Annotated in this window: 6 protein-coding genes; 3 read left to right on the top strand and 3 right to left on the bottom strand. The window is 61.6% G+C overall.

The annotated features are described in order from the left end of the window. The coding region (locus KBT70_RS16255) for an ABC transporter permease (RefSeq protein ID WP_296636405.1) at positions 1 to 825 on the top strand (825 nt) is incomplete at its 5' end. Positions 826 to 887: 62 nt separating this feature from the next. Continuing rightward, positions 888 to 2,975: an ABC transporter ATP-binding protein gene (locus tag KBT70_RS16250; protein ID WP_296636402.1), complete on the top strand. Its 2,088-nt coding sequence runs from the start codon at positions 888 to 890 to the stop codon at positions 2,973 to 2,975. A gap of 11 nt (positions 2,976 to 2,986) precedes the next feature. Here the strand turns inward: KBT70_RS16250 and KBT70_RS16245 are convergent, their stop codons facing one another. From KBT70_RS16245 to KBT70_RS16235, 3 genes are all read right to left on the bottom strand, one after another. After that, a complete protein-coding gene (locus KBT70_RS16245; protein WP_296636399.1) occupies positions 2,987 to 3,283 on the bottom strand; it encodes a CcdB family protein in 297 nt (98 codons plus the stop codon). After that, a complete protein-coding gene (locus KBT70_RS16240) occupies positions 3,283 to 3,528 on the bottom strand; it encodes a type II toxin-antitoxin system CcdA family antitoxin (protein WP_296636396.1) in 246 nt (81 codons plus the stop codon). Before KBT70_RS16240 ends, KBT70_RS16245 begins: the two co-directional genes overlap by 1 nt. Positions 3,529 to 3,620: 92 nt before the next feature. Further along, positions 3,621 to 4,838, bottom strand: coding sequence for an MFS transporter (locus tag KBT70_RS16235; RefSeq protein ID WP_296636393.1), 1,218 nt, complete (start codon positions 4,836 to 4,838; stop codon positions 3,621 to 3,623). Between the two features lie 132 nt (positions 4,839 to 4,970). Here KBT70_RS16235 and KBT70_RS16230 point away from each other — a divergent pair. Further along, positions 4,971 to 7,204, top strand: a 2,234-nt coding sequence (locus tag KBT70_RS16230; RefSeq protein WP_296636389.1) for a DNA gyrase subunit B, incomplete at its 3' end; no start/stop codon positions are given.

Here is a 7,204-nt window from a genome sequence, read left to right as displayed (position 1 = left end):
TTCAGCCGGATGGTCGCGGGCGCATGGGAAGTGATCAAGATCGCGCCCTTTGCCAGCATGTTCTCTTTCATGGTGGGGATCACGCTGGGCCTGCCTGCGGGCTATTATGGCGGGCGGCTGGATACTCTCTTGTCGTTTCTGGCCAATCTCATCCTCGCCTTTCCGGTCATCCTGCTGTTCTATCTGCTGGTCACGCCCGAAATCGTCCAGACGGGGATTCCCGTTTATATGGCGGCGGTGCTCTTTCTCTTTCCCATCGTGTTCCTGCTGCTCTTGTGGAACTCGCGCTATCACACGCAGCCCTCGCGGCGGAATGTCTATGTCGGCATCACGCTGGTGATCGGGCTCTGGCTCTATCTCGGGATTGCTTGGGATGCCGATCCGCTGGGATTGGTCAGCTTTCCGCCCAACCTCTTGGTGGTGTTCGTGGCGGTTGTGTTCGTCAATTCGCCGACGGTCTTTCGCATCGTGCGCGGCCTGACCATGGACATCAAGACGCGCGACTACGTGGCGGCGGCGCAGACGCGGGGCGAGCGGCCTTGGTATATCATGCTGTGGGAAATCCTGCCCAATGCGCGCGGGCCGCTCTTGGTCGATTTCTGCCTGCGGATTGGCTATACGACGATCCTTCTGGGCACATTGGGATTTTTCGGTCTGGGCCTCAGCCCCGAGAGCCCGGATTGGGGCAGCACCATCAATGACGGGCGCAAATTGCTGACGATGTATCTGCATCCCGCACTTCCGCCCGCCTTTGCGCTCTTGTCGCTGGTGCTGGGCCTCAACCTCTTGGCCGATGGTCTGCGCGAAGAAAGCCTGCGCGATTGAAGATGAGTATTTGAAGAACGCTGAAAGAGGGCGTCAACGCCCCGGTGATTAGGGAGATGGACATGGCCAAGCTGGATTATGACGGGCCGATCCTCGAGATCGAGAACCTGTCGATTTCCTTTTTCACCCGTCTGCGCGAAATTCCGGCGGTGATGGATTTTTCCGTGACGGTGCAACCCGGCGAGGCGGTGGGGCTGGTGGGCGAATCCGGCTGCGGCAAATCCACGGTGGCGCTGGGCGTGATGCAGGATCTGGGCGTGAACGGCCGCATCGTGGGCGGTTCGGTGCGATTCAAAGGCCGCGATCTGGCCAAGATGAGCGCCGCCGAACTGCGCGACATTCGCGGCAACGAAATCGCGATGATCTATCAGGAACCAATGGCAAGCCTGAACCCGGCCATGCGGATCGGCAAGCAACTGATCGAAGTGCCGATGATCCACGAGGGCATTTCAGAATCCGAGGCTTGGGCGCGCGCGCTGGACGTGGTGCGCGATGTGAAGCTGCCGGATCCCGAGCGGATCATGCGCAGCTATCCGCATCAATTGAGCGGCGGGCAGCAGCAGCGCATCGTGATCGCCATGGCGCTGATGTCCAAGCCCGCGCTCTTGATCCTGGATGAGCCGACGACCGCGCTTGACGTGACGGTCGAGGCGGCGGTGGTGGAACTGGTCAAGGATCTGGGCAAGAAATACGGCACCTCGATGCTCTTTATCAGTCACAATCTGGGGCTGGTGCTGGAAACCTGCGACCGGATTTGCGTGATGTATTCCGGCGAGGCGGTCGAGACCGGCAGCATCAAGGATGTGTTCGACAAGATGCAGCATCCCTATACGCAGGCGCTCTTTCGGTCGATCCCCCTGCCCGGCGCGGACAAGAATACGCGGCCATTGAAGGCCATTCCGGGCAATTTCCCCCTGCCGCATGAACGCCCCGAAGGATGCAATTTCGGGCCACGCTGCGATTACTTTCAGGCAGGGCTGTGCGATGGCGGCGATATTCCCATGGCGGCGATCAAGGGCGACGACCGGCATTTCACCCGCTGCCTGCGGTTTGCCGAGATTGACTGGAACGCCCCGATCGAGGCCATGGCGCAGCATGAGGCCACCGCACCGGGCAAGGTCGTGCTCAAGATGGAGAACCTCAAGAAATATTACGAGGTGGCGGCCAACGCGCTCTTTGGCGGGAGCAGCGGCAGAAAGGTGGTCAAGGCCAACGAAACCCTCAGTTTCGAGGCGCGCGAGAGTGAGACATTGGCGATTGTGGGCGAGTCGGGCTGTGGCAAATCCACCTTTGCCAAGGTGTTGATGGGGCTCGAGACCGCGACCGAGGGGCAGATCCTGCTCGATAATCGCAATATCGAGCAGACCCCGATCGAGAAGCGCGACACGCAGACGGTCGCCGATGTGCAGATGGTGTTCCAAAACCCGTTCGATACGCTCAACCCGTCGATGACGGTGGGACGCCAGATCATCCGCGCGCTGGAGGTGTTTGGCATTGGCGACAGTGATCAGGCGCGGCGCGACGAGATGCTGCGCCTCCTTGATCTGGTGAAACTGCCGCGCGAGTTTGCCGAGCGGATGCCCCGACAACTCTCGGGCGGGCAGAAACAGCGCGTGGGCATCGCCCGCGCCTTTGCGGGCGGCGCACGCATCGTGGTGGCGGACGAGCCGGTGTCGGCGCTCGATGTCAGTGTGCAGGCGGCGGTGACGGATCTCTTGATGGAAATTCAGCGCAAGCAAAAGACGACCCTGCTGTTCATTTCCCATGACCTCAGCATCGTGCGCTATCTCAGCGACCGGGTGATGGTGATGTATCTGGGGCATGTGGTGGAATTGGGCACCACAGATCAGGTGTTCTCGCCCCCCTATCACCCCTATACCGAGGCGCTGCTCTCGGCCGTGCCGATTGCCGACACGCGGATCACCAAGAAGCATATCGTGCTTGAGGGCGATGTGCCCTCGGCCATGAACCCGCCCCCCGGCTGCCCGTTCCAGACGCGCTGCCGGTGGAAAGCGCAGGTGCCGGGGGGCCTGTGCGACCGCGAAGTGCCGCCCGTGCGTGAACTGGTGCCGGGGCATCAGGTGAAATGCCACCTGTCGCAAGAGATGTTCGACCAGATGGAGCCGGTGATCACGGTTGCGGCGGAGTAGGGTCTGTTGCGTTAGAACCCCGAGAAAACCATGTCGAGCGCGCCGCGAATTTCATAGTCACGGTCCCGGAGATCAGCGACAGCCGGGCCCGTGAGCGCATCCGATCTGACAGCGGCCATTTCCGCGACATGCAGGACATGTGCCGCGCCGTCGAGGTCAAATATCGGCTCAAGACGGGTCAAAGGCGGTGGCCCACTCTTTAACGGCACCAGAGGGGCGACGATCCGTGTCCCGATGTCGATCAGGTCGGTCTGCACATCGAGAACGAGCGTCTTGTTCGGCAGGCGGTAAACGTGGAACTGCGCCATCAGTCGGTCTTGAGGACTTGGTACTCGGAAAGAGGCAGGGCATTGCCCGCGCTCCAGATGCGGCGGGCTTTAATAGCCTCGGCATTCTCTTCGGCCCAAGCGCGCGCCTGTTCTGTCCGCACGGCGCGGGCCAAGGCTGCTTCGCTGATGGACGACACATTCAGGTTCAACGCGCGGGCCTCTGACAAGAGACCGGCGTCAACGGTGATATTGGTGCGTTGCTTTTCCCGAGCGGATCGCGGCATGTCTCACCCTCCGTTGCTATGCGCAGATATACACATCTTGAGTGTGCCATTCAACGCACAAGCGCCGCGGCGGAGGAAGTTCTACGCGCCTGCTAGAGCGTTAGCGCCCCACGCGCGCGCAACACGCCCACGGTCATCATAATGCTGGCAAAGACGAAATAGCCCGCGATGAGCACGAATTGCGTCTCGATCCCGAGGCCCAGATCAATCCCCAGCCCGGTCAGCCCCGGCCCGATGGCCGATCCCAGAACCATGACGGCAGCGGCCATGGCCTTGATACTGCCGAGATGCGCCGTGCCATAGAATTCCGCCCAGAACGCATTGGGCAGCGTGCTGTTGGCCCCTGTGGTCAGCGCCAGAAACACGAACCCCAAGAGCAAGAGGCCCGGCCCATCCGATAGGGCAAAGAGCAGGAAGGCGGCAACCATCGGCACCTGCATGAAGGGCAAGAGCCGCGCCGTGCCCAGCCGGTCGAGCGCCCAGCCCGAGAGGATCATCGCGGCAATGCCCACCGCCGTATAGACCGGAAACATCGCCACCAGCGCCACATGGCTCACGCCTTTGACCTCGGCGATATGGACCTGATGAAAAAAGAACGCGGTGTTAAAGGCGGATGGGCCCAGGAGGGCGGGCACCATGAACCAGAAGAGATAGTGCCGCAGCGTCTGGCGGCGCGTCCAGTGGCGCGCGTCCATGCCCAGCGACTGGCTGGTTCCGGCCCAGCTTTGCGGGGTGCGTTCCTTGGTCAGGAGCATCAGCAAGAGCGGGATGCCCAAACCCGCCACCAAGGCCGCCCCCACCCAGAGCAAGCGCCAGTCATAGACCGTCAAGAGCGACACGAAGATGAGCGGCAAGAACGCCTCGCCCAGCGCAAAGCCCAAGGTGGCGATGGAGAGCGCCTTGCCACGCGCCGCCACAAACCAGCGCGCCATGGCGACCACCGCCAGATGGCTCAGCATACCCTGTCCGGTGAACCGCAGCGCAAAGATCACCAGCGGCAAGAGCCACCAGACCGGATTGACCGCCATGAAGAGACAGGCCCCGACCATGAGCATCAGAACCAGTGGCGCCAGCCTGCGCACGCGAAAGAGGTCGGTCAGCCCCCCGGCCCAGACCATCACCAGCGCCGAGGCTGTGGTGCCCAGCATATAAATGCCGCCCCATTGCCCATGGCTGAGACCAAAGCTCTCGCGGATTTCCCCAGCAAAGATCGAGATGAAATAGGTCTGCCCGAAACTGCTCAGAAAGGTCAGCAGAACCCCGGCGGTGAGCCAAGGCGCGTTGTCACGGAGAAAGGCGAGAATCGGCATATGCCTTGTTCGCGCGAAACGCCGCTGAAGGAAAGAGGAGCGCACCTGAGGTGGCGCAAAATATGGGGGAATGACGTGACATTCCCCCCCAGACTTCGTATAAAATGGCAAAACTTCCGAAGGAAAAACCGCATGTCCGAACCCGCCGCCGCACCCGAAGAATATGGTGCTGATTCCATTAAGGTTCTCAAAGGGTTAGAGGCAGTCCGCAAGCGTCCTGGGATGTATATCGGCGATACCGATGACGGCTCGGGTCTGCACCATATGGTCTATGAGGTCGTGGACAACGGCATCGACGAGGCACTGGCCGGTCATGCCGATGCCGTGAACGTCACCATCCATGCCGATTCCTCGGTTTCGGTCAGCGATAATGGTCGCGGCATCCCCGTGGATATCCACGAGGGCGAAGGTGTGTCGGCGGCAGAGGTCATCATGACCCAACTGCACGCGGGCGGCAAATTCGACAGCAATTCCTACAAGGTTTCCGGCGGTCTGCACGGCGTGGGCGTGTCGGTTGTGAATGCCCTCTCCGAATGGCTGGAACTGCGCATCTGGCGGGGTGGCAAAGAACATTATGCGCGGTTCGAGGGTGGCTTTACCGTCGAATCCCTGCGCGTGGTGGGTGACGCGGGTGGCCGCAAGGGCACCGAGGTGCGATTTCTTGCGTCAACCGAGACTTTTTCCAATCTCGAATACAGCTTCGAGACACTGGAAAAGCGCCTCCGCGAACTGGCCTTTCTCAATTCCGGCGTGCGCATCATCCTGACCGACGAGCGCCCGACAGAGCCGCTCAAATCCGAGCTGTTTTATGAGGGGGGCGTCAAGGAATTCGTCAAATACCTCGACCGTCATAAAACCCCGGCCATGCCCGACCCGATCTTTATCACCGGCGAGCGCGATGACATCGGCATCGAGGTGGCGATGTGGTGGAACGACAGCTATCACGAAACGGTGCTGCCCTTTACCAACAACATCCCGCAGCGCGATGGTGGCACCCATCTGGCGGGCTTTCGCGGCGCACTGACCCGCACCATCAACAACTACGCCCAGACCAGCGGCATCGCGAAAAAGGAAAAGGTGACCTTTACCGGCGATGACGCGCGCGAAGGGCTGACCTGCGTGCTCTCGGTCAAGGTGCCCGATCCCAAATTCTCGTCCCAGACCAAGGACAAGCTGGTCAGCTCCGAGGTGCGGCCGGCGGTCGAGGGCCTCGTGGGCGAAAAGCTCGCGGAATGGTTCGAGGAAAACCCACAAGTGGCGCGTGTCGTCGTGGGCAAGATCATCGAGGCCGCCCACGCCCGCGAGGCGGCACGCAAGGCGCGCGACCTGACCCGGCGCAAGAACCCGATGGATGTGAATTTCCTTGCCGGAAAACTCAAGGATTGCTCGTCCAAGGACCCCTCCAAGACCGAGCTTTTCCTCGTCGAGGGTGATAGCGCCGGTGGCTCTGCTCAAACCGGCCGTGACCGGGGCACCCAAGCGGTGCTGCCTCTGCGCGGCAAGATCCTGAATGTCGAACGCGCGCGGTTCGACCGGATGCTCGGCTCTCAGGAAATCGGCAATCTGGTGATGGCGCTTGGCACCGGCATTGGCCGGGATGAATTCGACATCAAGAAACTGCGCTACCACAAGATCGTCATCATGACCGATGCCGACGTGGACGGCGCGCATATCCGGACGCTGCTGCTCACCTTCTTCTACCGGCAGATGCCCGCGCTGATCGAGGGCGGATACCTCTACATCGCGCAACCGCCGCTCTACAAGGTGATGCGCGGCAAGTCCGAGGTCTATATCAAGGACCAAATGGGGCTGGAGGATTACCTGATCGCCCAAGGCACCACCGATGCCGCCCTGCGTCTTGGCTCGGGCGAGGAAATCGCTGGTCCCGACCTCGTGCGCGTGGTCGAAGAGGCGCGGCAAGCGCGGCGCATCCTCGAGGCGTTCCCGACACATTATCCCCGCCACATCCTTGAACAGGCCGCGATTGCCGAGGCGTTCCTGCCCGGTCGCGTGGACAGTGACCTGCAGGGCGTGGCCGACACCGTCGCGACCCGGCTCGACATGATTTCGAACGAATATGAACGCGGCTGGCAAGGACGCCCGACACAAGACAAGGGCATGCGCCTGTCGCGCACCGTGCGCGGGGTCGAGGAAATGCGCACGCTCGATGGTCCCGTGCTGCGCGGTGCCGAGGCGCGCAAGCTGGCGCAGTTGACCACACCGCTCCGCGATATCTACCGAGAGCGTGCCACGCTCATCCGCAAGGACCGCGTGCAGGCCATTTTTGGCCCGCTCGACCTGCTTGATGCGATCCTGAAAGAGGGCGAAAAGGGCCTCAGCCTGCAACGCTACAAGGGTCTGGGCGA

Origin of the sequence: Roseovarius sp., from assembly GCF_018066915.1 — a bacterium.
Lineage (GTDB): Bacteria > Pseudomonadota > Alphaproteobacteria > Rhodobacterales > Rhodobacteraceae > Roseovarius.
This window is presented reverse-complemented; position numbering and strand designations above follow the sequence as displayed.